Origin of the sequence: Immundisolibacter sp., assembly GCF_041625615.1 — a bacterium.
Taxonomy (GTDB): domain Bacteria; phylum Pseudomonadota; class Gammaproteobacteria; order Immundisolibacterales; family Immundisolibacteraceae; genus Immundisolibacter.
Genome location: NZ_JBFJTF010000023.1, coordinates 1 through 23175 on the forward strand (window position 1 = coordinate 1; position 23175 = coordinate 23175).

The 23175-nt window shown below is 69.9% G+C and carries 21 protein-coding genes; 12 read left to right on the forward strand and 9 right to left on the reverse strand.

Going from position 1 to position 23175, the window contains the following annotated elements:
• The 4 genes from ABYX71_RS03100 to ABYX71_RS03115 form a co-directional block, all read right to left on the reverse strand.
• A partial coding sequence (locus tag ABYX71_RS03100) for a DUF502 domain-containing protein (RefSeq protein WP_372694823.1) occupies nt 1-582 on the reverse strand: 582 nt, incomplete at its 3' end.
• A 71-nt stretch (nt 583-653) separates the two neighbouring features.
• The gene (locus tag ABYX71_RS03105; RefSeq protein WP_372694825.1) at nt 654-2174 is read right to left on the reverse strand and encodes a PQQ-dependent sugar dehydrogenase; all 1521 of its coding nucleotides are present in this window, start codon (nt 2172-2174) and stop codon (nt 654-656) included.
• 29 nt (nt 2175-2203) lie between these two features.
• Entirely contained in the window at nt 2204-3583 is a 1380-nt protein-coding gene (locus tag ABYX71_RS03110; protein ID WP_372694827.1) for a hypothetical protein, read from the reverse strand.
• Nucleotides 3584-3750: 167 nt separating this feature from the next.
• The gene (locus ABYX71_RS03115) at nt 3751-4794 is read right to left on the reverse strand and encodes an ABC transporter substrate-binding protein (protein WP_372694829.1); all 1044 of its coding nucleotides are present in this window, start codon (nt 4792-4794) and stop codon (nt 3751-3753) included.
• 260 nt (nt 4795-5054) lie between these two features.
• Between ABYX71_RS03115 and ABYX71_RS03120 the strand changes: the two genes are divergently transcribed.
• On the forward strand, nt 5055-6047 hold the full coding sequence (locus tag ABYX71_RS03120) for a dihydrodipicolinate synthase family protein (protein WP_372694831.1): 993 nt from the start codon (nt 5055-5057) through the stop codon (nt 6045-6047).
• Between the two features lie 64 nt (nt 6048-6111).
• Nucleotides 6112-7800, forward strand: coding sequence for an AMP-binding protein (locus ABYX71_RS03125; protein WP_372694832.1), 1689 nt, complete (start codon nt 6112-6114; stop codon nt 7798-7800).
• Here ABYX71_RS03125 and ABYX71_RS03130 read toward each other — a convergent pair.
• The 3 genes from ABYX71_RS03130 to ABYX71_RS03140 form a co-directional block, all read right to left on the reverse strand.
• Nucleotides 7769-8509, reverse strand: a complete 741-nt coding sequence (locus ABYX71_RS03130) for an exonuclease SbcCD subunit D (protein ID WP_372694834.1) — start codon at nt 8507-8509, stop codon at nt 7769-7771. The two genes, ABYX71_RS03125 and ABYX71_RS03130, sit on opposite strands and share 32 nt — an antisense overlap.
• Nucleotides 8510-8582: 73 nt before the next feature.
• Nucleotides 8583-9422, reverse strand: a complete 840-nt coding sequence (locus ABYX71_RS03135) for a TauD/TfdA dioxygenase family protein (RefSeq protein WP_372694835.1) — start codon at nt 9420-9422, stop codon at nt 8583-8585.
• A gap of 51 nt (nt 9423-9473) precedes the next feature.
• Nucleotides 9474-10157 carry a GntR family transcriptional regulator gene (locus ABYX71_RS03140; protein WP_372694837.1) on the reverse strand — a complete coding sequence of 228 codons (684 nt, stop codon included), beginning with the start codon at nt 10155-10157 and terminating at the stop codon, nt 9474-9476.
• Between the two features lie 221 nt (nt 10158-10378).
• Between ABYX71_RS03140 and ABYX71_RS03145 the strand changes: the two genes are divergently transcribed.
• The 10 genes from ABYX71_RS03145 to ABYX71_RS03190 all read left to right on the forward strand — a co-directional run bounded on the left by ABYX71_RS03145 (nt 10379) and on the right by ABYX71_RS03190 (nt 21249).
• Nucleotides 10379-11053: a cysteine hydrolase family protein gene (locus tag ABYX71_RS03145; RefSeq protein WP_372694838.1), complete on the forward strand. Its 675-nt coding sequence runs from the start codon at nt 10379-10381 to the stop codon at nt 11051-11053.
• Nucleotides 11054-11082: 29 nt separating this feature from the next.
• Nucleotides 11083-12651: a regulator gene (locus ABYX71_RS03150; protein ID WP_372694839.1), complete on the forward strand. Its 1569-nt coding sequence runs from the start codon at nt 11083-11085 to the stop codon at nt 12649-12651.
• 100 nt (nt 12652-12751) lie between these two features.
• Nucleotides 12752-13558, forward strand: a complete 807-nt coding sequence (locus ABYX71_RS03155; RefSeq protein ID WP_372694840.1) for an outer membrane protein OmpK — start codon at nt 12752-12754, stop codon at nt 13556-13558.
• A gap of 5 nt (nt 13559-13563) precedes the next feature.
• On the forward strand, nt 13564-15375 hold the full coding sequence (atzF, locus tag ABYX71_RS03160; RefSeq protein ID WP_372694841.1) for an allophanate hydrolase: 1812 nt from the start codon (nt 13564-13566) through the stop codon (nt 15373-15375).
• A 94-nt stretch (nt 15376-15469) separates the two neighbouring features.
• On the forward strand, nt 15470-16576 hold the full coding sequence (locus ABYX71_RS03165; protein WP_372694843.1) for a BMP family ABC transporter substrate-binding protein: 1107 nt from the start codon (nt 15470-15472) through the stop codon (nt 16574-16576).
• 8 nt (nt 16577-16584) lie between these two features.
• Nucleotides 16585-17604, forward strand: a complete 1020-nt coding sequence (locus ABYX71_RS03170) for an ABC transporter permease (protein WP_372694845.1) — start codon at nt 16585-16587, stop codon at nt 17602-17604.
• 52 nt (nt 17605-17656) lie between these two features.
• Nucleotides 17657-18577, forward strand: coding sequence for an ABC transporter permease (locus ABYX71_RS03175; RefSeq protein WP_372694846.1), 921 nt, complete (start codon nt 17657-17659; stop codon nt 18575-18577).
• On the forward strand, nt 18577-20121 hold the full coding sequence (locus ABYX71_RS03180) for an ABC transporter ATP-binding protein (protein ID WP_372694848.1): 1545 nt from the start codon (nt 18577-18579) through the stop codon (nt 20119-20121). The genes ABYX71_RS03175 and ABYX71_RS03180 overlap by 1 nt, the downstream gene beginning before the upstream one ends.
• 88 nt (nt 20122-20209) lie before the next feature.
• Complete coding sequence (locus ABYX71_RS03185) at nt 20210-20896, forward strand: cysteine hydrolase family protein (RefSeq protein WP_372694850.1); 687 nt, start codon at nt 20210-20212, stop codon at nt 20894-20896.
• Entirely contained in the window at nt 20893-21249 is a 357-nt protein-coding gene (locus tag ABYX71_RS03190; protein WP_372694852.1) for a cupin domain-containing protein, read from the forward strand. The genes ABYX71_RS03185 and ABYX71_RS03190 overlap by 4 nt, the downstream gene beginning before the upstream one ends.
• A 45-nt stretch (nt 21250-21294) precedes the next feature.
• Here the strand turns inward: ABYX71_RS03190 and ABYX71_RS03195 are convergent, their stop codons facing one another.
• Together ABYX71_RS03195 and ABYX71_RS03200 are read right to left on the reverse strand one after the other, a co-directional pair.
• Nucleotides 21295-21660 carry a hypothetical protein gene (locus ABYX71_RS03195; protein WP_372694854.1) on the reverse strand — a complete coding sequence of 122 codons (366 nt, stop codon included), beginning with the start codon at nt 21658-21660 and terminating at the stop codon, nt 21295-21297.
• 136 nt (nt 21661-21796) lie between these two features.
• Nucleotides 21797-23175, reverse strand: a 1379-nt coding sequence (locus tag ABYX71_RS03200) for an AAA family ATPase (RefSeq protein ID WP_372694856.1), incomplete at its 5' end; no start/stop codon positions are given.

A 23175-nucleotide genomic window follows, 5' to 3' on the forward strand; every position in this document is an offset into this window, starting at 1 on the left:
GGTCCAGTTGGTGCTGATCAGGCGCTCCAGCGGCACGATCTCCAGGTAGCCGGAAGTCGGGTTGGGGGTGGTCGGCACGTACACCGCCGCCAGCTCCTGACCGGTGGCGCGGTCGCGCAGGGTACGCGTGACCAGCCCGACCGTGCGCATGTGCGCGGCCGGGAAGTCGATCAGCACCACCCGCCGCACGCCGGTCGGTGGCTCGCTCAGGGCGGACAGCATTTTCTTGGTACCGCCGTAGACGGTCTGCACCAGCGGCAGGCGTTCGATCAGCCGTTCGCCCAGGTTCATCAGGCGCTGTCCGATCACCCGCGTGGCGAACCAGCCCAGCAGGCAGAACGCCGCCAGACTGAGCAGCACGGCCAGCGCCGACTGCAGGCGCTCGTCCCGCAACACCATAGCCACCAGCGGCGCCTGCTCCTGCAGGCGGGTGGCCAGCGCCTGCAACCAGGGCAATCCCAGGGCCGACAGCTGGCGAAACACGAAACTGAGTACCCACCAGGTGACCCACAGCGGGATGGCGGTGAGCACACCGGCGATGAAATAGCGGCGCAAGTGCACGAACAGGGGGAAATTCGACATCGGCGACTCCGGCGACAGACGGCGGGGGTCAGTATGGACGCTGCGACGCTACACCACGACCCGGGCGCAGATCAGGGAAACGCCGCCCGCAGGTAGGCCACCAGGGCCGTGCGTTCGGCCGCGTCCAGCGGCGGCGCCGGCATGGATGCCGGTGGGCTTTGCAGCAGCGCCGCCAGCTGCGCGGCCGAATAGCGCGCGCCAAGCCGCGCCAGCGGCACACTGGCCGCGCCGGGCGCATGGCAGCTGGCACAGGCGTGGCGATCGAACAGCGCGGCCCCCTGCGCCAAGCGCGGATCGGTCCGCTGGGCGGCACTCAGGCGATCGGCTGCCGGCATTGCGGCGGACGCCGGCACGGCGGCGGCTGCCGGTGCCCGCGGCGGCTCGAACACGGGGCCGGGCGCCGCGTTGTCCGGATCCCAGGCCACGCGGTACACGGCGCCGGCGTAGTCGTCGGACACGTAGACGGCGCCATCCGGGCCGGGCAGCACGTCCACCGGGCGGCCACTGACCTGGCCGTCCCGCGCGAAACCGACCATGAAGTCGCGCTCGGTGATGCGCCCGTCGGCCGCCCAGTGCAGCGACGACACCCGGTAACCGGCCAGTTCGCTGCGGTTCCAGGAGCCGTGCTGACCGACCAGCGCCGCGTTCTCGAAGCCGGGCGGTGCCCGGTCCGGCGCGAAGAAATTGATGGACAGCGCCGCCACGTGCGCGCCAAAGGCGTAGGCCGGAGCCATCGGCCGGCGCCCGGCGGCCGCCGGGTGATCGCCGTATTCGGGATCCGGCCGGTTGTCCGCGTGCCAGAACGGCCAGCCATAGAACCCGCCGTCGACCAGGTGGTTCAGCTCGTCCGGCGGGTAATCGTCGCCCAGCAGGTCGCGGCCGTTGTCCACGCCGTACAGGGCACCGGTACCGGGCTGCCAGTCGAAGCCGACGGTGTTGCGCAGCCCCTCGGCGTAGCGGCGGACCTCGCCGGTGTCGGGGTCCACGCGCAGCAGCGTGGCGCGGGCGTCGGTCTCGATGCACACGTTGCAGGACGAACCGGCGCTCACGTACAGCGCGCCGTCCGGTCCCACGCGCAGGGTGCGCGTGAAGTGCATGCCGCCGGCGGGCAGCGCCGCCACGGTGTCCGGCGCGCCGCTGACCGCACGCGCCGCGGCGTCGAAACGCACCCGCCGCACGGCGCCGGTCTCGGCAACGTACAGCCAGCCGTCGGCCAGATCGATGCCGTGCGGGCGGTCCAGCCCCTGCAGCAGGGTGCGCACGCCATCGGCGCGGCCGTCGCCGTCGGCGTCCCGCTCCAGCAACAGCACCTTGCCGTGGCGGGTGACGCTGACCAGCAGGTCGCCACTGGCGGTGAAACGCAGCACCCGCGCCGGCCCCAGCCCCTGCGCATGAATCGCCGCACTGAAGCCGGGCGCCAGACGCAACCTGCCAAGGGCGGCGTCGCTCGGCTGCGCCCCGCCCAGGCCGGCGATGGCGTGCAGCACCGGGCCGCGCACGGTGACCTGGGTGCGCAGATACGCAACCGCCACCACCGCCAGCACGGCAAACCCGGCCAGCGCGACGGCGACGAGCTTCAGCGCCCGACGCACGACGCCCGCTGCGCGCACCGACGGGGGCCTCACGGCGCCGTACCGGCCGCCGGCGCCGCCGGCAGGCCGGCCAGCAGGGCGCTGCGCCCGCGCTTGAGCTGGCGCTGCACCACGGCGGCAAAGCGCTGCGGGTCGGCGGTCAGTTCCAGCGGCCCGTCGCCTGCCGGCAGGCGCAGCTGTCCATACGGCTCGCTGCTGGCCAGATCGCGCCCCAGTTTCAGCACGCGCACGGCACCGGGAGCGGTGGCGCCCTCCTGCGCCGCCTCGACCAGGGCCAGGTGACTGCCAGCCGACACCGCCAGGCGCGACTCGAGCCGGCGCGACGCAGCCGCCGACCCACGCAGGCGGGCGAAATCCACATACCAGACACCGACCGTGAAACTGATGCCCGGGCGTCGACCGCTGACCGCCTCGGCCAGGGCGCCACGCGTCTCGTCGATGGCGGCACGGCTGCCGGCCGGGGCCGCCGGAGCCTGCGCCAGCGGCGCGCCGCTGGGCGCGAAGTACAGGTAATCACCGCCACGGGCCGGGGCCGGCAGACTGCCACGCGCCGGCAGGCCGTCCTCGAGTTCGGGGTTCAGCACCTCGAACCCGGCCGACCGCAGGTCCTGCAACAACGCCAGATAGGCCTCGTCGGTGATGCGCTGCATGGCCGTCAGCGGCACGCCGCCGAGTTCCACAGCGCTGCCGCCGGCGGCGCCGTCGGGGTCGGCATGGGTACGAAACGCCACCCGGAAGTCCAGCACGAACAGCGGGCCGCGCGGGCTTTGAACACCCTCCGGTGCCTGCTCACCGACCGCCGCGACGATGGGCGGCGCCGGCTCGGCGGCGGTCGTCGCGGCGGCAGGCGCGGCCGGCGCCGGGGTCGACGCCGGGGTCGGCGGGTCCTCGGCCTGCGCCGCCGGGCTGGGGGCCTGCGAGGCGGCCGACGGCGCCTCGGCCGGGACGCTGGACGTCGCGGCGACAGGCGTGGCGAGGGTTTCGGCCTCACCGGCCGGCGGCTGCAGGTCGGCCACGCGACAACCGCGCTTCAGGAACATGTCCACCAGGTGTTCCTTGCGGCTGCGGGCCGAGGCCAGCCGGGCGTCGGCCTGCTTGCCGCGACGGTCGATCACATCCTTGGCGAGATCGCCGAACACGGCGCCGAACGGCAGCACCCTGGCCACACCGGCCACCACCTCGCCGGTGCGCGAGCGGGTGACCGACTCGGTGGCGCCGCGCACCGCCCCCTTCTCGCCGGCATGCGGCGCCAGGATGGCGTCCATTGCCTGCACCTGGGCGGCGATGCCGGCGCAGTCGAGGTCGTTGTCGCCCAGCTGCACGCGGTCGACCAGGATGACCTCTTCGGCCACCAGTGGCGACGCCAGCAACACGGCCATGAGGGGAACAAGACGCAGCGGCGGGAACATGGCGGGATGACGGGTCTCGACGGCTTGGATACGGCCACGCGTTTGACCACGCGGCGGGGCAACGGTGCGCCGTCATTCTGGCAGAAGCACCCGGTCATCGGACTGTGCGGCGTTCCGGCACGTCCCCGGCAACGGTGCCCGCCGCCGTGTGCCGACACCACCGGCACTCAGCGCGGTGCGATCCGTTCGCGCCGGTACGCCTCGGCCAGGAACTGCGGCTGCGCCCAGGCGTCGATGTCGACATCGCGTTCGAGATAGCCGTGCCGGTGCAGGAAGTCGATCTGCACCCGCAGGCGGTGGCGCATGGGTTCGTCCAGCGAGGGCCACACCGTGGCGTGGTAGTCGCCGCGGTAGGAGGCCGCCACGTCCTGCGGCTCGACGCCGATCTCGGCCGCCCAGATGCGCGTGGTGGCGGCCCTGTCCTGCGCCGCCCGGGCGGCGCCGCGCAGCAGCACCTGCAGGTAGCGCGTGACCAGGTCCGGCGCCTCCCGCACCACGTTGCCGCTGATGGTGACCAGGCGCGGGTTGCCGTTGATGACGTGATCCGGGTCGCGCGCGTCGAGCAGGTCGTAGATGCAGCGCAGGCGGTCGCCGTACAGGCGCAGCAGGCGCGCCGGCTGCACGTTCTTGGTGAACACCACGTCCACGCGGCCGTCGAGCAGCGCCTGGGTTTCGTGGTCGAACATCGTGGCCTCGAACGCCTTGCGCCCGGCGCCGGTGTCGGGATTTGCCACCTGCTTGAAGTCGTTGTCGATGACGGTATCGACGAATTGCACGTCGGTCGCCGTCATGCCGTGCTCGGCCAGCGCGCACAGGAAGCCGCGCTCGGTGTTGGCGCGCATGAAATCGGTCAGCAGCTTCGGATGCAGCGGCAGCGAACAGCGCCGTCCGGCCAGGTCCGTGAAGCGCGCGATGTCCGAATCGGCCCGCACCAGAAACGCCAGCGAATCGCGCACGAAGGTCAGGCCCAGCAGCGCCGTATCGGCGCCGCGGCTGCGCGCCCAGATCGGTGGCACCGCGCCGCCTTCGCGCACCGCGTCATCCAGGTGATGATCGAAATGCGACCTCAGCATCCGGTCGCGGCCGAGTTCCTTGATATTGCGGAACGCCACCGTGCCATCGCCGAACTCCGCGTCGAACAGGCCGGTTTCGAGCGCCACGCCGGTGGCGGTGGCCACCGGACAGCGGGTGTACCACAGGGTGTGTGACACGGCGTACCTCCAGACGGTCAGTCACCAGGGCGCGCGCACATGGGCGGCGGGCCGCTTTCGGGCCGGATGCCTCGCGCCGCGACCCGATCACGCCGACGCGCACCACCGCCTCGACCGGGAACCTGCCCGGGTGTTCCCTGACGGGCGGGACGCGGACCGCGGCGCCTGGCTAACGATTGTTTATCACACCCCCGCGCGTCACGGACTCGGTGGTATCTTCGGGCCTTTCGCCCGGTCAGCAGATAAGAGGAGATACCGCCATGGCCCCCTACACCCGCAGCGAAGCCAAAGCGTGGGCGCGCGCCCACATGATCAAGTCCACCAATGCCGTTCCGACACCGTTCAAGGCCGACTTCAGCCTTGACCTGCCGACCCTGTCGGCGCACGTCGACCGCTGGGCCAACGAGGGCCTGTACGGCCTGATGACCGGTGGCAACACCGCCGAGGCGTGGAACATGACGCCCGACGAATGGTGGCAGTACAGCGAGACCGTGGCCAAGGCCAACCAGGGCCGCATGATGCTGACCTCGGTGATCCTCGACCCGTCGCCGTTCACGGTGATCGAAAAGGCCCACCGGCTGGCGGAACTGGGCTTTCACCTGATCGAGGTGATCAACCCGGTCATCCAGTTGCGCTCGGACACCGACCTGTACGGGTTCTACAAGTACCTGTCCGACCACAGCCCGCTGGGCATCGTGCTGTACAACACGCCGACCGCCGGCGTGGTGCTCAACCACGGCCTGCTGAACCGCCTGGCCGACCTCGAAATGGTGGTCGGCATCAAAAACGGCCTGCTGAACCCGGCCGATACCATCGCCCTGCGCAAGCACACCGGCGACCGCATGGTGGTCACCGAGCCGATGGAGAGTTTCTACCTGTGGGACTCCATCGTGCACGGCGGACAGTGCCTGTTCGGCACCTGCGAGTACGTGATGTTCGGCAAGCAGCGCGACACGCTGGTGAAGTGCATGGAACTGGCCAACGCGGGCAAGTTCGACGAGGCACTGCCACTGTACCGGCAGCTGGACCCGATCCGCGATCTGATGAACGACATCTTCGTCTGGAACATCGTGCGCAAGAACCAGTACTCGCTGGCGCCGATCAAGTACTGGTTCGAGCTGCTGGGCATGCCGATGGGGCCGTGCCGCCCGCCGCTGGAACCGTACGCCGACGAGGCGATGAAGAAGACCGTCCGCGAGGGGCTGCTCAAGCACGGCGTGATCGACAGCGTGCCGGCCGCCGCCGCGGCCTGAGCCACCCTTTGACAGGCGCCGCCGTGTCCGGCCGACGCGGCGGCAACCCCCGGAGGGCCACGCCATGCCCGGTGTATGTGACCCCCTGTTGAGCACCGAGCGCGCCACCGCCATGGTCACCGCGGGCGTGTGGCGTGACGAACTGCTCACCGACCTGCTCGACGCGCTGGCCGACCGCTCCCCGAACCGGCTGGCGGTGGCCGACCACAACAGCATGAGCGGCGTCGCCACGCGCCTGTCGTGCCTGCAGCTGCAGCATCGCGTCGACCGCATCGCGCTGGGGCTGGTCGGGCTCGGCGTGCAACCGGGCGACGTGGTGGCCTTTCAGCTCCCCAACTGGTGGCAGTTCATCGCCCTGCACCTGGCCTGCCTTCGCATCGGCGCGGTCAGCAACCCGCTGATGCCGATCTTTCGCGAGCGTGAACTCGGCTTCATGCTCGACTTCGCCAGGGCACGGGTCCTGGTGATCCCGCACCGCTTTCGCGGCCACGACTACCCCGCCATGATCGCCGGCCTGCGCAGCGCGCTGCCCGCGCTCGAGCACGTGCTGGTGGTGGGCGGCGACGGGCCGGATGGTTTCGAGCGCACGCTGCTCGAGACACGCTGGGAGGACGACCTCGACCGCGACGCCGAGTTCGGCCGCCGGCGGCCCGATCCGAACGACGTCATTCAGCTGCTCTACACGTCGGGCACCACCGGCCAGCCGAAGGGCGTGATGCACACCTCCAACACGCTGCTGGCCGGCGTGCGCGCCTATGCCGACGGCATCGGCCTGTCGGGCGCGGACGTGTGCTTCATGGCCTCGCCCCTGGCACACCAGACCGGCTTCATGTACGGCCTGATGCTGCCGCTGGTGCTCGGCACGCACGTCATCCTGCAGGACGTGTGGGACCCGGTTCAGGCCTGGAAAACCATCCAGTCCGAACGCGTCACCTTCTCCATGGGCGCCACGCCGTTTCTGGCCGACCTGGTCAATGCGCCGAACGCGCCCGCGCCCGCCGACTGTCACCTCCGGCAGTTCGTCTGCGCCGGCGCCCCGATCCCACGCGTGCTGGTGCAGAACGCCACCGAGAAACTCGGCCTTGGCGTGATCGCCGCCTGGGGCATGAGCGAGTGCGGCGTGGTGACCATGACCCGGCCGGACGATGCGCCGGACACCGTGTTCGGCAGCGACGGCCGGGCACTGCACGGCATGGCGGTTCGGGTGATCGACGACGCCGGCCAGGTGGTGCCGGCCGGCACCGAGGGCAGGCTCCAGACCCAGGGCAGCTGTTTGTTCGTGGGCTACCTCAAGCGCCCGGACGCCCATGGCGTGGACCCCGACGGCTGGTTCGACACCGGGGATCTGGCGCGCATGGACGCTGACGGCTACATCCGCATCACCGGCCGCGCCAAGGACATCATCATCCGCGGCGGCGAAAACATTCCGGTGGCGGAGGTCGAGGAGCTGCTGTACCGCCACCCGGCGGTGCAGGACGCCGCCATCGTCGCCATGCCCGACGCGCGGCTGGGCGAGCGAGCCTGCGCGTTCGTGACCCTGAAACCCGGCGCCGCTCTCGATTTCGACACCCTGACCGACTGGTTGAGGCGCTCCGGCCTGGCGCGCACCTACTGGCCGGAGCGGCTGGAACGGGTCGACGAGTTACCGCGAACGGCGAGCGGCAAGATCCAGAAATTCGCCCTGCGCGAACAGGCGCGAACCTTCGGCGACGCGCCGGCGTTCAGCGCACCGGCGGCACCGGACGCACGCTGACCGTCACCGGCGTGCCCGGTGCCAGATCCACGCGCAGGAAACTGCCGGGCTCGTCCAGGATCGGATGCGGCGCACCGCAATACCAGGCGGTGCTGGCACCGGCCGACACGTCGCGCGCCGCGTGGATGTGGCCCAGCGCCAGATAGTCGAACCCGGCAGCCGCGATCTCGTGCGCGTGAATGGGCGAGGAATTGCGCGACTCGCCATCCTCCGGCACGTGCACGCCGTGCGCCAAGCCCAGATGCCACAGGTCCTCGCGCAGGCGGCCCGGCGCGTCGGCCAGCGGCCGGTGGCCCGGATGATGGTCGACCAGCCCGCGGCCCCACACACTCACCCCCAGCTCCTCCAGCACCAGATGACGGCCGTCCATCTCGTGCAGCAGATGCAGCCCGGCACCGACGAAGTCGTGACGGTGATAGACGGCGTCCTCGGCCAGACAGTCGTGGTTGCCGGGGATCATCACCACGGTGAACGGCAGCTCGGCCAGGCGGGCACAGGCCCACTCGACGGTTTCCTCGCTGGCGCGGTTGTGGTCGAACAGATCACCGGCCAGCAACATCAGGTCCGGCTGCTCGTCACAGATGGCATCCAGCAGCGCATCGAACTGGGCACGGTCGCGATCGCGACGCTGGCGGTTCCAGTCACCACCGAAATAGTCGCTGTCGAGATGAATGTCCGAACAATGCGCCAGGCGCAGGGAACGGTGCATGGCGTTGTGAAACAGGCGTCTGCGGGGGAGCCCCCAAAGATACCACTGTGACGGCACGCAGGTCAGCGAATCGCTAGCGCGGACGTTCAGCCCCCAGCGAGATGCGGTGCATGACGCGTCGGTGCCCCGAATAGTCGTTGATCGGGTTGTGCTGCGTGCAGCGGTTGTCCCACAACGCCAGCGTGCCGACCTGCCAGCGCACACGGCAGGTGAACTCCGGCCGCGCAAGGTGCGTGAACAGATACTGCAACAGCGGCGCGCTCTCGTCCTCGGTCATGCCCTCGAAACGCACCGTATGGCCATAGTTGACGTACAGCAGCTTGCGACCGGTCTGCGGGTGCGTACGCACCACCGGATGCACCGCCTCGAACGCCGCGTCTGGCCGCCGCCGGGCACCCGCGTCGCTCAGCCGATCCTCGCGCGTTCGGGTGACATCGGCCTTGACCGAGGTGTTGACGGCTCTGAGGCCGTCGAGCAGCCCGCGCATGCCGTGCGACAGTGCCTCGTATGCGAGGTACATGTTCGCGAACAGCGTGTCCCCACCAACTGGCGGCACCTCGCGCGCCAGCAGCGTGGCGCCAACCGGCGGCGCGTCCAGATAGGCGGTGTCGGAATGCCAAAGACCGCCGAAATTGACGCACTCGTGCGGCTGCTTGATGACGGGAACGATCAGGGGATAGTCCGGCAGGCCGCGCAGCAGCGGGTATTCGACCGGCTCGCCAATACGCCGTGCAAACGCGAGGTACTGACTGGACGTCAGCGACTGATCCCGAAACAACAGCACCAGGTGCCGCAGCCAGGCAACCCGTATGTCATTCAGGGCCGCCTCCGGCAGGGCCGCCAGATCGACCCCACTCACCTCGGCGCCCAGCGCGCCGGCAAACGGCTTCACGCAGATGTGGTGGTACGCCATGCGCCCCTCCCCTTTCACCCCGCGGACCGGCGGAGCATAACCGGGGCAGCGCTAGTTGACGCGGGCGCGAATGCGCTGCTGGGCGAGCTGCGTCAGGGTGATGGCCTTGGCCACGTCCGCGCTCTTGCGGATGTGCCTGAGCATCAGGCTGCGGGCACCTTTCAGGTCCCGGTCAAGCAGATGCTGCAAGATGGCGTGGTGTTCGGCATAGGTCTGGTCGACCCGTTCGTAATGCGTGAAATCGAGCCGCCGCACGATGTGGATGTGATCGTTCACATCCTTTAGATAGCTCGCCAACACCGCGTTGCCGCTGCCGCCGGCCAAGGCCATGTGAAAGCCTTCGTCGCGCGTCACCATGGTCTCCACCGGCGGCGGCTTGTCCGGCACCTGGGCCGGGGCCCAGGCGGTGACGAGCTTGCGCAGTCGCGCGTCCGACATCGACACGCAGGCCAGCTCGAGCACCTGCATTTCGAGGGCAATGCGCACCTCGTAGTAATCGTTGATGACTTCGATGTCGATCTCGCGGATGAAGCAGCCCTGCTTGGGACGGATGGTGACGTAACCTTCCGCCGCCAGACGCTGCAACGCCTCGCGCACCGGCGTGCGGCTGACGCCGAACCGCGTCGCCAGTTCGTTCTCCGTGACCCGTTCCCCGGGGTACAGCGTGAAGCCCAAAATCATGTCCTTCAGCTGGCGGTAGATGTCGCGTGGACTGGCGGCAGCGCGGGTCACCATCGATAGCCTCGGCGGTTGTTCTGGATACGCACCATTGTATACAAGAGCGGCCCCACACTGGTGCACCCGAGCAGCAGCTTAGGGCACCCGTCACGCCCGATTTCACCGTTGTCGGCCAAAAAACCGACACCCCCGCCATTGGCACGCCTTTTGAATATCACGTTGTATACAATAGGTCCGTGCATTGACTGCCGGCCCACCCCACCCGAACGGAATCGCCAGTGATCAAGATCCCCGCCAGGCCTTACCCGCTGCAGCTGAACCCGGCGCATACCGCACTGCTGGTGATCGACATGCAGCGCGACTTTCTCGAGCCGGGCGGGTTCGGCGCGATGCTGGGAAACGACGTGGCGCGCCTGCGCGGCGCCATCCGGCCCTGCCAGGCACTGCTGGCCGCCGCCCGCGACGCCGGACTGCTGGTGATCCACACCCGAGAGGGCCACCGTCCGGATCTGTCCGACGCGCCCCCGACGAAGCTGCGGCGGGGCGCCGGAGCAAAACGCATCGGCGACGCCGGCCCCATGGGACGCATCCTGGTCCGCGGCGAACCGGGGCACGACATCGTGCCGGAACTGGCGCCGCAACCGGGCGAGCCGGTGCTGGACAAGCCGGGCAAGGGTGCCTTCTACCAGACCGACCTCGCCCTGGTGCTGGGCAACCGCCACATCGCGCACCTCATCGTCGCCGGTGTCACCACCGAGGTCTGCGTGCACACCACGGTGCGCGAGGCCAACGACCGCGGCTTCGAGTGCCTGGTGGTGAGTGACGCGGTGGCGTCGTACTTCCCGGAGTTCCACCGCGCCGCGCTCGACATGATCACCGCCCAGGGCGGCATCTTCGGCTGGGTCACCGACGCGGCCCAGGTGTGCGCCGCCCTGACCCGAACCGCCGCCTGAGGCGAGCAGGACACCCCACGGAGCCGGCCATGAACAACACCGCCCCGAAACTGTGGTCACCCGGCGACTGGAACGCGCTGTTCGGGTTCGGCACCAACATCCTGGTCAACCTGCTCACGCTGACCGCGCTGCTGCGTTATGTCGTCAAGTTGCCGGACGACATCGTGTTCGGCCGCATTCTGCCGGCCACCGGCCTGATGCTGTTCCTTTCCACCGGCTATTACGCCTGGCTGGCCTATCAACTGGCGAAACGGGAAAACCGCGACACCGTCTGCGCGCTGCCCTCCGGCGTCAGCGTGCCGCACATGTTCGTCGTGGTATTCGTGATCATGCTGCCGATCGCGGCCGCCAGCGGCGACCCCATCCACGGCTGGGAGGCCGGGCTCACCTGGGTCTTCGTACAGAGCTTCGTGCTCATGCTCGGGGGCTTTGTCGCGCCCTGGGTCAAGCGGATCACCCCACGCGCCGCCCTGCTCGGCGCGCTCGCCGGCGTGTCGATCACCTTCATCGCCATGAAGCCCGCACTGGACATGTATCTCGACCCGGTGATCGGCCTGGTCTGCTTCGCCATCCTGCTCGCCAGCTGGTTCGGTGGCGTGCGTTACTGGCGGGGCATCCCGGCGGGGCTGGTGGCCATCGCCGTGGGCGCGCTGATCGCCTGGGGCGGTCTCGCCCTGGGCCGCGACTTCGGCGGCATGGATCCGGACGCCCTGGGCACGTCTCTGGCCAGCTTCGGGTTCTCGCTGCCCATTCCAGCCCTCGGCCACGTGTTTGGCGGGTTCGAATACCTCGGCGTGATCCTGGTCACCGCCATCCCGTTCGGCATTTACGACCTGGTCGAGGCCATGGACAACGTCGAGAGCGCCGAAGCCGGCGGCGACCGCTTCCCGACCACCCGCGTCATCACCGCCGACGGCGTGGTGAGCCTGGTCGGCTGCCTGCTCGGCAACCCGTTCATCAACGCCGTGTACATCGGCCACCCCGGATGGAAGGCCATCGGCGGACGGATCGGCTACTCGGCCGCTACCGGCGTGATGGTGCTGATCCTGTCCTGGTGCGGCCTCGTGGCGCTGTTGATGGCGCTGATCCCGGTGGTGGCGATCGCCCCGATCCTGCTCTACATCGGCCTGTTGATCGGCGCCCAGGCATTCCAGGAGACGCCCAGGGCCCATGCACCGGCCGTGGTGCTGGCATTGATTCCCCAGATCGCCGCCTGGGGCAAGCTGATGATCGACAACGCATTGGCCGCGGCCGGCACCCACGCCGGCGCCATCGGCATCGACACCCTGGCCGGCACCGGCGTGCTCTACCGCGGGCTCGAATTGCTCGGCGGCGGCGCCATCCTGAGCAGCCTGGTCCTGGCCGCCCTGGTGGCCTGCATCATCGACCGCGCGCACGCCCGCGCTGGCGCCTTCGCCCTGGCCGGCGCGGTGCTCACGTTCTTCGGATTCATGCACAGCGAAGCCATCGGCGTTGCGGTGCATCCGAGCATCGCCACGGCCTACCTGCTGGTGGCCGGCGGCATGTTCGTCCTGGCGCGGCAGACGGCCACGCGGCCGATCGACCTCGCACACGCGGCACTGGAAGCCGCCGATTGATCCACCGTGGACGTTACCGGCCCCGCCGGATCGGCCTTTTTTCGCCCCAACTTGAATACAACGTAGCATTCAATAACCCTCGCAGGAGCTCTCACATCCCATGAACAACCCCGTCACCCCACGGCGCATGCTGCCAGCACTGGCCTTGTCGATCGGCCTGGCCACTCCGGCCGTCCAGGCCGGCTCGGCGCTGTTCGCCACCACCAACATCCAGTACCTGCACGGCACCACCTACGCCGACTTCGACCCCAACGGCGGTTTCAGTCACACCGACGAGGCCAGCATCATCACCATCGAGCATTTCAACGTCTGGAAGTACGGCGACAACTTCCTGTTCGTCGACATCACCAACCCGGACGGGGAAGGCGACGCGTTCGGCTCCACCTCCGAATCGAACAGCAGCTACTACGCCGAAATCTCGCCGCGCCTGTCGCTGGGCAAGATCTTCTTCGACCGGGAACTGTCCTGGGGCCTGGTCAAGGACCTGCTGTTCACGGCCACGCTGGAAATCCCCGAGTCGCCGGTCGAGCAAACCTGGCTGTACGGCCTGGCGGTGGACCTGACCCTGCCCCACTTCCAGTTCTTCCAGGTCAACTGGTACATCCGCGACAACCAGGCCTCCGGCATCGACACCGGCCAACAGGTCACCCTCGCCTGGGCGGCGCCGTTCAAGGTCGGCCCGGTGCCGCTGGTGTTCGAGGGCTTCTTCGACTACGCCTGGGGCGAGGATCCGCTGCAGGACAACATCATTACCGCCCCCCGGCTGTTGGTCGATGTCGGCGACCTGGCCGGCATCGGCGCCGGCAAGCTGCAGGCCGGCATCGAATACCAGATGTGGCGCAACAAGTACGGCATCGACGGCATGGACGAAAACGTCGCCCAGGCCATGGTGAAGTGGATCTGGTAACGCCCATGACCCGCGCACCGGACACCCCTACCGCGCCCCTGCCGGATCTGTCCGGCCTGCGCCGGCGGCTGGCCGCCGGGGAAACGGTGCGGGCGCTGGCCGAACAGGTGATTACCCGGCGCCGGCGGCTCGCTAGCGCCGGCATCTGGATCACCGAAGTGCCGGACGCCGCCTTGCACCAACGGGCGGCCGAGCTGGACGCCGTGCCAGCCGACGCACGCGGCCCCCTGCACGGCACGCCCTTCGCGGTGAAGGACAATATCGACGTCGCCGGCCTGCCCACCACCGCAGCCTGCCCGGATTTCACTTACCACCCGGCGCACACCGCGCCGGCGGTGCAACGCCTGCTGGACGCCGGCGCCCTGCTGGTCGGCAAAACCAACCTGGACCAGTTTGCGACCGGCCTGTCCGGCACGCGCACACCCTACGGCACGCCGGCCAACGCCTTCGATCCTGCCTACATCTGCGGCGGATCGAGCTCCGGATCGGCGCTGGCCCTCGCCCATGGCGTGGTGAGCTTCTCGCTGGGCACCGACACCGCCGGCTCGGGCCGGGTACCGGCGGCACTCGGCAACCTGGTCGGCCTCAAGCCCAGCCGGGGACTGATCAGCAACCGCGGCGTGCTGCCGGCCTGTCGCTCGCTGGACTGCGTATCGGTGTTCGCGCTCACCTGCGCCGACGCGGCGACGGTGCTGTCGCATATCGCCGGCTTCGATGCCGCGGACCCGTTCGCGCGCGCCGACTGGCCCGCGCCAGCACGAGCCGGCGCGACCTTCCGTTTCGGCCTGCCCCGGCCAGACCAGCTCGACTTCGACGGCGACACGGCCGCGGCAGCGGCGTTCGCGCGCGCGGCAGCGGACCTGGAAGCCTGCGGCGGCACCGCCGTGACCGTGGACTACGCACCGTTTCGGGAGGCCGCGCGACTGCTCTACGACGGCCCCTGGCTCACCGAACGCCGTCTCGCCATCGGGGATTTTCTGGACCGCCGGGCGGACGCGGTGCTGCCGGTGGTGCGCGAGATCGTCGCCACGGCCGACCGCTTCACCGCCGCCGATGCGTTCGCCGCCGAGTACCGCCTGCGTGCGCTGCGCCGCGCGCTCGAACCCCTGTGGCAGCAGATCGACTGCCTGCTGACCCCCACCCTTCCGACGGCCTACCTGCGCGCCGCGGTGCTGGCCGACCCGGTCGCGCTGAACACGCGCCTGGGGCACTACACCAACCACATGAATCTGCTCGACCTGAGCGCGGTGGCAGTGCCGGCCGGATTCCTGCCCAGCGGACTGCCGTTCGGCGTGACACTGCAGGGGCCCGCCGGGCACGACCATGCCCTGCTGGTACTGGCCGACCGCCTGCACCGCGCGCGCAACCTCACCGTCGGCGCCGCCGGCCTGACCCTGGCGGACACCGCCCCCCTGATCGCCGACCCGCCGGCGCAGACGCTCGACCTGGCGGTCTGCGGGGGGCACATGCAGGGCCTGCCGCTGAACCACGAACTCACCGCGCGCGGCGCGTGGCTGATCGAACGCACCCGCACCGCACCCGGTTACCGCCTCTATGCGCTGGCCGGTTTCGATCCACCGCGTCCGGGCCTGGTGCGCGACACCTCCGGCGGCGCCATCGAAATCGAGGTCTGGCGCCTGCCGCTGACCGCGGTCGGTGCCTTTCTGGCCGCAGTGCCGGCACCGCTGGCCATCGGCACCGTCGAGCGCGCCGACGGCCGCCCAGTCAAGGGCTTCCTGTGCGAGAGCCACGCCCTCGCCGGCGCCCGCGACATCACCCCGTTCGGCGGCTGGCGCGCCTGGCTGGCAGCCCGATGAGCAGTCCCGTCCCGTGTCCGCCGCCATCCGCCCGCAAGGCCGGCCGCGGCGGCACGTCGTTCCGCAAGCGCCCACCATCACAGGAGCTTCACCCATGAGTGTCAACCGCCGTCAATTTCTCGCCTCCACCGCCGCCCTGGCAGCCACTGCGGCGCTGCCGTTCGGGCGCGTGCGCGCCGCCGAACCGCTGGTGGTGGGCGCGCTCTACGTCGGCCCGCACGACGACTACGGCTACAACCAGGCACACGCCCTGGCGGTAGCCCGCCTCAAGACGCTGCCGGGCATCGAGGTGGTCGAGCAGGAAAACGTCCCCGAGACCGTCGCCGTGCAAAAGGTGATGGAGGCGATGATCGTCGAGGACGGCGCCGGGCTGATCTTCGCCACCTCGTTCGGCTATTTTCCCCACGTGGTCAAGCTCGCGCCGAAGTATCCGGCGGTGCGCTTCGCCCATTGCGGCGGACTGTGGCAGGCCGGCAGGGATCCGGCCAACGTCGGCAGTTACTTCGGCTACATCGACGAGTGCCAATACCTCAACGGCATCGCCGCCGGGCACGCCAGCCGATCCGGCAAGCTCGGCTTCGTGGCCGCCAAACCCATCCCGCAGGTACTGCGCAACATCAACGCGTTCACCCTGGGCGCGCGCTCCGTGCGGCCGGACATCACCACCCAGGTGATCTTCACCGGTGACTGGTCCATGCCGGTCAAGGAGGCCGAGGCCACCAATTCACTGGCCGACCAGGGTATCGACGTAGTGACCTGCCACGTCGATAGCCCCAAGGTGCTGGTCGAAACCGCCGCCAAGCGCGGCATGTTCGTGTGCGGCTACCACGCCGACCAGTCGGTGCTGGCACCCGATGCCTACCTGACCGGCGCCGAGTGGCACTGGGAAACCGTCTACTCGGCCTATGTCACCGCCGCCCGCTCCGGGGCGCCGTTCGCCAACCTGACCCGCGGCGGCCTCCAGGACGGCTTTGTCCGGATGTCGGCCTACACCGCCGCCACGCCGGCCGCCGCGGTGCGCCAGATCGACCAGACCCGGGCGGCCATGCTCGCCGGCGGGTTCGACATCTTCCGTGGCCCGCTGCTGGACAACGCCGGGCGCACGGTGATTCCCGCCGATACCACCCTCACGCAGACCGACATCACCCTCGAGCGCATGGATTACCTGGTCGAGGGCGTCATCGGGGCCATTCCAGGATGATGCAGGCGATGCCGATCCTGCGCCGGACTGCCAGCGTGGCGGCCGGCGCCCTGCCGACAACGCTGGCCACCGCGGCGGCCCTGGCGCTGTTTGCGCTGTTTCTCGAGTTGCACGGCGTGTCGGCGGCCCGGGCGCTGGGCCTCATGTGGCAGGGCGCCTTCGGCTCGATGTTCGCGCTCTCGAACACCCTGCTGCGGGCGGCACCGCTGATGCTGACCGCACTGTGCGTGCTGCTGCCGGCCCGGGCCGGGCTGATCGTGATCGGCGGCGAGGGCGCCCTGGCGCTCGGCGGACTGGCCGCCGGCTCGCTAGCCATCGCCGCGCCCACCTTGCCGGCGGCGCTGGCCTGGCCGCTGATGGCGCTGGCCGCCATGCTGATCGGGGGGCTGTGGATCGGCGCCGCCGGCTGGCTGCGCCAGCACCGCGGCGTCAACGAGACCATCGGCTCGCTGTTGCTGTCGTACCTGGGCATCGCCCTGTTCAATCAGCTGGTGGAAGGCCCGCTGCGCGACCCGGCCAGTCTGAACAAGCCCTCGACGCTGCCGCTGCCGCAGACATGGATGATCGGCACCCTGCCCGGAACGGACGCCCACTGGGGCTTTGCCGTGGGCGCCGTGGCCTGTGTGCTGACCTGGCTGGTGCTGCGCTGGAGCACGTCCGGCTTCGCCCTGAACGTCTGCGGCGGCAATCCCCAGGCCGCGCGCCTGGTCGGCCTGCCAGTCGACCGGCTGGTGATCGGCGCCTGCGTCGCCGGCGGCGCGGCGGCGGGACTCGCCGGCATGTTCGAGGTGGCGGCAGTGCAGGGCAGCGCCAACGCCTCGCTGATGTCCGGCTACGGCACCGCCGGCATCCTGGTGGCCTTCGCGGCGCGCCAAAGTCCGCTCGCGGTCATCGTCTGCGCGGTGCTGGTCGGCGGCATCGGCGCCAGCGGCAGCCTCCTGCAGCGGCGCCTGGGCCTGCCGGACGCGGCCACCCTGGTACTTCAGGGTCTGATTTTCGCCAACCTGCTGGCCTGGGAAGCGTTGTAGGGGCGCATCGGCGCCTGGCGGCTGCGGCTGGCGCCGGGCGCGGAGCCAGGCCATGGCTGAGGACGCATTGACCACCCTGGCCATCGGCATCATCGGCGGCGCCATCCGCGTCGGCACCCCCTACCTGTTCGTCAGTCTGGGCGAGTGCATCACCGAGAAGAGCGGGCGGGTGAATCTGGGCCTCGAGGGCATCCTGGTGGCAGGCGCCATGTCCGCCTATGCCGGCGCCTACCTCACCCAGTCGGCCTGGACCGGGGTGATGTGCGCGGCGCTGGTCGGCCTGCTGCTGGGCCTGCTGCACGGCCTGGTCTGTTCGCTGCCACGGGTCAACGACATCGCCTTCGGCATTGCGCTGATGCTGCTCGGCATCGGGCTCGCCTTCTTTTTCGGCAAGCCCTACATCCAGCCGCAGGCGCCACAGCTCCCCAGCCTGCCCCTGGGCGCCTGGATCGAGGACGCCCGCTGGCGCACGGCACTGGCAATCAACCCGCTGTTTCCGCTCGGCCTGCTGTTGACCGGGCTGCTGCACTGGGGCTTTCGCAGCACCCGCATCGGCCTCGCGCTGCGTCTGGTCGGCGATCACGAGGGCACCGCCCGCGCCCTGGCCTGTCCCGTGCGCCAGGTCCGCGTCCTCGCCACCGCCGCCGGCGGCGCCTGCGCCGGCATCGGCGGGGCCTACCTGTCCCTGGTGTACCCCGGCTCGTGGAGCGAAGGCCTGTCGAGCGGTCAGGGCATCATGGCGGTGGCGCTGGTGATCTTCGCCCGCTGGCGCCCGCTCGGCTGCCTGGCGGCGGCAATGCTGTTCGGCGCCACCGGCGCGCTGGGACCGGCCCTGCAAGCGATCGGCTACTCGGCCGGCTATCACCTGTTCAACGCCGCTCCCTACGCGCTGACCCTGGCCATTCTGATCGCCAGCGCCCGCCCCCATCGCACACTCGCCGGCGCACCCGGCGAACTGTCGCTGACCCGCTGATGAAGCCCCGACCAACGGCCCACGCCATGGCGCTCGAGGTGATCGGCGCCGGTAAGTCGTTCGGCGCCTTCCGCGCCCTCGACGACGTCTCGCTGCGCGTTGCACCGGGCACGGTACATGCCCTGCTGGGCGAGAACGGCGCCGGCAAGAGCACCCTGGTCAAGGGGTTGATCGGCTATCAGCCACTCGATCAGGGCCAGCTGCTGCTGGACCAGCGCGAGGTCGAGATCCCCGACCCGCGCGCCGCGCAACGACTCGGCATCGGCATGGTGTATCAGCATTTCACGGTGGCCCCGGGGCTGACCGTCGCCGAGAACCTGCTGCTCGCCCGCGGGCGCCTGCCGCTGCGCATCCGCTGGCGGCAGGTGCAGACCGAGCTGGCCGATTTCATGGCCCGGGCGCCATTCCGGGTGCCACTGGAGGCGCCGGTCGCCAGCCTCGGCGCCGGCGAGAAGCAGAAACTCGAAATCCTCAAGCAACTGTACCTGCGCAACCGGCTGCTCATTCTGGACGAACCGACTTCGGTCCTGACCGTGCAGGAGGCCGGCGAAGTGCTGGGCCTGCTGCGCGGCATGGCTCACGCCGGCGACATCAGCGTGCTGCTGATCACCCACAAGTTCAGCGAAGTCCTCGACTACGCCGACGCGGTGACGGTGCTGCGCCGGGGCCGGCGCGTCGCCGGGGCGCCAGTGGAACAGGTGTCGGCGCAGCGGCTGGCACAGTGGATCATGGGCGAGAGCGCGTCACCGGCCGTCACCCGCCCGCTCGATCGGGCGCCGCGGCCGGCCGGGGGCGATGCCCCGCGCCTGGTGGTGGACCGCCTGACCGTGCACGACGACCGCGGCCTGGCACGGGTGCGCGCGCTGTCCCTGGCAGTACGCAGTGGCGAACTGGTGGGACTGGCCGGCATCGCCGGCAACGGCCAGAAGGAACTGATCGAGGCCCTGTGCGGCCAACGCGTCGCCGTCGGCGGCACCATCCGCGTGGACGGGATGCCCTTCCACGCCGCGCGGACACAGATGCACCGCCACCGGGTGTTCGCGCTGCCCGAAGAGCCCCTGCACAAGGGCTGCGTCGGGCCGCTCTCGGTCGCCGACAACCTCGCGCTGCGCAATTTCGATCGACCGCCGATCCGGCGCGCCGGCGGCCGGGTGTCCTTTGCTGCCATTCGCGCCCAGGCCCGGCGGCGCATCGCGGCCTTTGACGTCCGCCCGCCCGATCCGCTGCGGCCGATCGCCACCCTGTCCGGTGGCAACGTACAGCGCGCCGTGCTGGCGCGCGAGCTGTCCGAGCCGGTCAACGTGCTGATCGTCGCCAACCCGACGTTCGGGCTCGATTTTCGCGCTGTCGCGGACATCCACGCCCGGCTCATCGAGGCCCGCAATGCCGGCGCCGCGGTGCTGGTGGCAAGCGACGACCTCGACGAACTGCTGACGCTCGCCGACCGCCTGCTGGTGATCCGCGGCGGACGCATCGTCCATGAAACGGACACCGGCGCCTGCGATCGCGCCGAACTCGGGCGCCACATGGCGGACGGCCATTGACCATGACGACCGGGCGCAAAAGTTGCTTTGCCCAATCACCACGCCCGCCGGCCCCTGACCCGGACGCGCGACCGCAACGGAGGATGCCATGAACCCCCTGCACATCGACGCCAACCCCTATCCCTGGCCCTACGACGGCGACCTCAGGCCGGACAACACCGCGCTGGTGATCATCGACATGCAGACCGACTTCTGCGGCATGGGTGGCTATGTCGACCAGATGGGTTACGACCTGGCCCTGACCCGCGCCCCCATCGCACCGATCCGCACCGTGCTGTCGGCCTTTCGCGACCGCGGCTATCACGTCTTCCACACCCGCGAAGGCCACCGCCCGGACCTGGCCGACCTGCCCGCCAACAAGCGCTGGCGCTCCCAGCGCATCGGCGCCGGCATCGGTGACGATGGCCCGTGCGGACGCATCCTGGTACGCGGCGAGCCGGGCTGGGAAATCATCTCCGAGCTCGCGCCGATGCCCGGCGAACCGATCATCGACAAGCCGGGCAAGGGCAGTTTTTGCGCCACCGACCTGGAACTGCTGCTGCACACGCGCGCCATCCGCAACCTGGTGCTGACCGGCATCACCACCGACGTGTGCGTGCACACCACGCTGCGCGAAGCCAACGACCGCGGCTTCGAATGTCTGATCCTGTCCGACTGCTGCGGCGCCACGGATCACGGCAATCATCTGGCGGCGCTGAAGATGGTGACCATGCAGGGCGGCGTGTTCGGCGCCGTGGCGGAATCGGCCGCCCTGCTGGCGGCGGTGACGGCATGACCGCGCGGGCCCAGGTCTTCGGCGCGCTGTTGCAGCGCGCCGCAACCCCCGAACGCCTGCAGTGGGAGCCACTGCGGCCCGGCGTGGAATTTCACGCCCTGTACGGTCGCCCGGGCAGCGGCCCGGCCGCCGCGCTGTTGCGCTACGCGCCCGGGGCCTCAGTGCCCGCGCACCGCCACACCGACTACGAACACATTCTGGTGCTCGACGGCGAACAACGCGACGCCAACGGACGCTACCCGGCGGGCACGCTGCTGGTCAGCCCACCCGGCAGCCGGCACGCGGTAGTCAGCGACCACGGCTGCCTGGCACTGGCGATCTGGGCCGGACCGCTGGCGTTCGACCCCGCCTGAGGAAGGGCATGGCGGCCGGCGCCGCCATGCCCGACGGTCAGGACCTCACTCGGCCGGTGCGTCAGACGAGCCCGTGGCGTCCTTCACTGCGTCAGCGGCACTGTCGACGGCCTCGTCGATCTTCTCGCCGAACTTCTCCATCGGCCCCTGCTGGCCGGCGTCTTCGACGGCGTCCTCGACCTGCTCGGCGGTTTCGCTCGCCTGCTCCTGAACCGCATCCATGGCCTCGTCGGCCTGTTCACCGGCTTCTTCGGCTGGGCCCTGCTGATCCGCGCCTTCCATCATCTCGCCCGCCTGCTCGACGGCGTTGTCGATCTTCTCGCCAGCCTCCTCGGCAGGCCCCTGCTCGCCACAACCGGCCAACGCAAGACAGGCAACGGCAGACAGAACGATCAGCGGTTTGTTGGTCATGTTCGGACTCCTTGGTTTTAGGTAACCCTGCACGCCGCCTCCATCAGGCAACGCCTGCGCACCCAGGACTGGCGGCCGACCCAGCTTAGCAGGCCACCGCGACAGTCAACAGCGACCGGTGACGCACTGCCCAGCGTCACGCCGCCGCGCGCCCGAAGGCGAGCCCGTCGCCGCCGACGGCCACCTCGATGGTGTCCCCGTCGCCCACGTTGCCGGCCAGGATGTCGCGCGCCAGGGCGTTTTCCACGTGCTGCTGAATGGCGCGCTTCAGCGGCCGGGCGCCGTACACCGGATCGAAACCGACGTTGGCCAGCCAGTCGAGCGCCGCGTCGTCGAAGGTGATGCGCATGTCGCGCTCGGCCAGCCGCGCGCGCAGTGCGTCCACCTGGATGTCGACAATCCGGCGCAGGTGCTCGCGCCCGAGCGCGTGGAACACCACTGTCTCATCGATGCGGTTGATGAACTCCGGCCGGAACTGGTGGCGCAGCACGTCCATCACCGCCGCCTTGATGGCGTCGTACGGCTGGCCGGCCATCTCCTGGATGCGGTCCGACCCCAGGTTCGAGGTCATCACCACGATGGTGTTTCGAAAATCCACCGTGCGACCGTGGCCGTCCGTGAGCCGCCCGTCATCGAGCACCTGCAGGAGCACGTTGAACACGTCCCGATGCGCCTTCTCGATCTCGTCGAGCAGGATCACGCTGTACGGGCGACGGCGCACCCGCTCGGTGAGCTGACCGCCCTCCTCGTAGCCGACATAGCCCGGCGGGGCGCCGATCAGCCGCGCCACCGAGTGCTGCTCCATGTACTCGGACATGTCGATGCGCACGATGGCCTGCTCGGTGTCGAACAGGAAACCGGCCAGCGCCTTGCACAGCTCGGTCTTGCCGACGCCGGTCGGCCCCAGGAACAGGAACGAGCCGATGGGCCGCTCGTGCGCCGTGAGCCCGGCGCGCGAGCGGCGGATGGCGTCGGCCACCGCGCGCACCGCCTCGTCCTGGCCGACCACGCGCTCGTGCAGCGCGTCCTCGATGTGCAGCAGCTTCTCGCGCTCGGATTCGAGCATCTTGGCCACCGGAATGCCGGTCCAGCGCGCGATGACCTCGGCGATCTCCTGCTCGGTGACCTCGCTGCGCAGCAGCTTGCGCGGCCCCTGCTCGGCCGTCGACGCAGTTTCGAGCCGGCGCTGAAATTCCGGAACTAGCTTGTGTCTAATTTCGCTAGCGCGAGTCCAGTCCTGAGCGCGATAGGCCGCTTCATACTCCTGGTTCAGGCGGTCGAGTTCCTCCTTGATGGACTGCGTGCCACCCACGGCCGCCTTCTCGGCGCGCCAGATCTCCTCAAGGTCGGCGTACTCGCGCGACAGGCGCTCGATCTCCTCGTCCAGCGCCGCCAGACGCTTGCGCGAGGCCTCGTCGCCCTCCTTCTCCAGCGCCAGGCGCTCCATCTTCCGCTGGATCAGGCGCCGGTCCAGGCGGTCCATGGCCTCCGGCTTGGAGTCGATCTCCATGCGGA

Excerpts from the sequence above, each read along its gene's own strand:
- ABYX71_RS03110 (WP_372694827.1), bottom strand. The coding sequence starts at position 3,583 with ATGTTCCCGCCGCTGCGTCTTGTTCCCCTCATGGCCGTGTTGCTGGCG.
- ABYX71_RS03120 (WP_372694831.1), top strand. The coding sequence starts at position 5,055 with ATGGCCCCCTACACCCGCAGCGAAGCCAAAGCGTGGGCGCGCGCCCAC.
- ABYX71_RS03125 (WP_372694832.1), top strand. The coding sequence starts at position 6,112 with ATGCCCGGTGTATGTGACCCCCTGTTGAGCACCGAGCGCGCCACCGCC.
- ABYX71_RS03130 (WP_372694834.1), bottom strand. The coding sequence starts at position 8,509 with ATGCACCGTTCCCTGCGCCTGGCGCATTGTTCGGACATTCATCTCGAC.
- ABYX71_RS03135 (WP_372694835.1), bottom strand. The coding sequence starts at position 9,422 with ATGGCGTACCACCACATCTGCGTGAAGCCGTTTGCCGGCGCGCTGGGC.
- ABYX71_RS03140 (WP_372694837.1), bottom strand. The coding sequence starts at position 10,157 with ATGGTGACCCGCGCTGCCGCCAGTCCACGCGACATCTACCGCCAGCTG.
- ABYX71_RS03150 (WP_372694839.1), top strand. The coding sequence starts at position 11,083 with ATGAACAACACCGCCCCGAAACTGTGGTCACCCGGCGACTGGAACGCG.
- ABYX71_RS03155 (WP_372694840.1), top strand. The coding sequence starts at position 12,752 with ATGAACAACCCCGTCACCCCACGGCGCATGCTGCCAGCACTGGCCTTG.
- atzF (WP_372694841.1), top strand. The coding sequence starts at position 13,564 with ATGACCCGCGCACCGGACACCCCTACCGCGCCCCTGCCGGATCTGTCC.
- ABYX71_RS03165 (WP_372694843.1), top strand. The coding sequence starts at position 15,470 with ATGAGTGTCAACCGCCGTCAATTTCTCGCCTCCACCGCCGCCCTGGCA.
- ABYX71_RS03170 (WP_372694845.1), top strand. The coding sequence starts at position 16,585 with ATGCCGATCCTGCGCCGGACTGCCAGCGTGGCGGCCGGCGCCCTGCCG.
- ABYX71_RS03175 (WP_372694846.1), top strand. The coding sequence starts at position 17,657 with ATGGCTGAGGACGCATTGACCACCCTGGCCATCGGCATCATCGGCGGC.
- ABYX71_RS03180 (WP_372694848.1), top strand. The coding sequence starts at position 18,577 with ATGAAGCCCCGACCAACGGCCCACGCCATGGCGCTCGAGGTGATCGGC.
- ABYX71_RS03185 (WP_372694850.1), top strand. The coding sequence starts at position 20,210 with ATGAACCCCCTGCACATCGACGCCAACCCCTATCCCTGGCCCTACGAC.
- ABYX71_RS03190 (WP_372694852.1), top strand. The coding sequence starts at position 20,893 with ATGACCGCGCGGGCCCAGGTCTTCGGCGCGCTGTTGCAGCGCGCCGCA.
- ABYX71_RS03195 (WP_372694854.1), bottom strand. The coding sequence starts at position 21,660 with ATGACCAACAAACCGCTGATCGTTCTGTCTGCCGTTGCCTGTCTTGCG.